General features: G+C 59.9%; 1 protein-coding gene. It reads left to right on the forward strand.

Translation table 11 applies throughout. From position 1 onward, the window contains the following. Nucleotides 1-660: 660 nt before the first annotated feature. A partial coding sequence (locus WBR57_RS13160; protein ID WP_424084182.1) for a reverse transcriptase domain-containing protein occupies nucleotides 661-1,671 on the forward strand: 1,011 nt, incomplete at its 3' end.

The following is a 1,671-nucleotide window of genomic DNA, read 5'->3' on the forward strand; positions in this document are numbered from 1 at the left end:
CCTGGTGACTGCGCGCTACGCTGGCCGGTGGATAGCGCGGCTCTGGTCGTCCCAGACCAAGTTTTCGACCCGGCGACGGCTGTGGGTTGCGCTTGCCGAAGCTGAACCGGCTCTCGGGGAATGAAACTGGGGGGAAGGAAACTGGGGTGCGCCGTGAACCGTGTCAGGTGTTGATCTTCAGTGGGTGCGATTCCCACCCGGCAACTGGGTCGCTCCAGCCGGTAGCTACCGAAGCGACGCGAGGAGGAAACGAATCCGTCGGAGCCTTCGAGACGAATGTGTCGCTATAGGCGATGCAGCGAGCCGACAGGCCGTAATAGCCAGTGAACGTTGAGCAGGCCTCGAAACGTCCAATGTGGTCGCCGACCCAGCCCCAGTTTGGGGAAGGCCGCCGCCGCTGGATACAGGGAAACGGTTGGAATAGGCCGTCCCACGAGCGATCAAGGTCCAGCGGGCCACCGGGGTATTGACGACGGCATGTCGGTAAACGGAGATCGAACGCAACACGGGAAGCCCATGCGGTGAGGGTGCGTGACCCTCAACCGGACGCCCGCGAGGGACAGGCCGGGCCGCTTGGGGTGACGGAGAGGCCCGTAGTACCTGCGAAGCCGGGTAATGCCGGCTGAGGGAAGGGGCCTTAGTTCAAGGTCAGCGTCATACGTGACCGACATCCAGGAGATTGGCGTGAGCCTATCACCTCCAACTAAGGTTGAGAAGTTACAGACGGCGTTGCACACCAAAGCGAAGAACTCGCCTGACTATCGGTTCTACGCCCTGTACGACAAGTTGTATCGCCGAGACATGCTGGAGTGGGCTTTCGTCCGCTGTCGTATAAACGACGGTGCACCGGGAGTCGACGGCCAGAGCTTTGCGGACATCGAGGCGTACGGAGAGGACCGGTGGCTGGACGAACTGACGGAAGAGCTCAAGAACGAAACGTATCGTCCCCGGCCGGTCCGACGCGTGTTCATCCCCAAAGGGGACGGCAAGCTAAGGCCGCTGGGGATTCCTTGCATAAAAGATCGTGTCGTACAGATGGCTGCGGTGCTGGTCTTGGAGCCAATCTTCGAGGCCGATCTGGAGCCCGAACAACACGCCTACCGCCCGGAGCGTAGTGCCCTGGACGCCGTTCGCCAAGTGGAACGGTTACTCAGGACAGGACACACCGAGGTGGTGGACGCGGACCTCTCGGGTTATTTCGACAGCATTCCTCATGCGGAGTTGATGAAATCGGTGTCCCGTCGGATCAGCGACGGCCGCATACTGCGGTTGATCAAGCTGTGGCTGGAAACACCGGTGGAAGAAATCGACGCGAAAGGGAATCGCCATCGGACGACCCGGAACAAGGACCAAGGGATGGGAACGCCGCAAGGTGCTCCGATCTCTCCATTGTTGTCGAATCTCTACATGCGACGTTTTGTGAAGGGATGGAAAACGGGAGGACACGAGAAGCGTCTAGCCGCGAAAATCGTCAACTATGCCGATGACTTCGTCATCTGCTGCAAAGGCACGGCCGATGAGGCCATGACCGTGATGCGAGGGATGATGTCCAAGCTGAAGCTGACGGTGAACGAGACGAAAACGCGATTGTGCCGCCTGCCGGATGAATCGTTTGACTTCCTGGGTTACACCCTTGGCCGGAATTACGACTGTCGAACGGGCGAGTCCTAC

The sequence above is a fragment of the Pseudomonas sp. genome (assembly GCF_049590575.1).
Taxonomy (GTDB): Bacteria; Pseudomonadota; Gammaproteobacteria; order Pseudomonadales; family Pseudomonadaceae; genus Aquipseudomonas.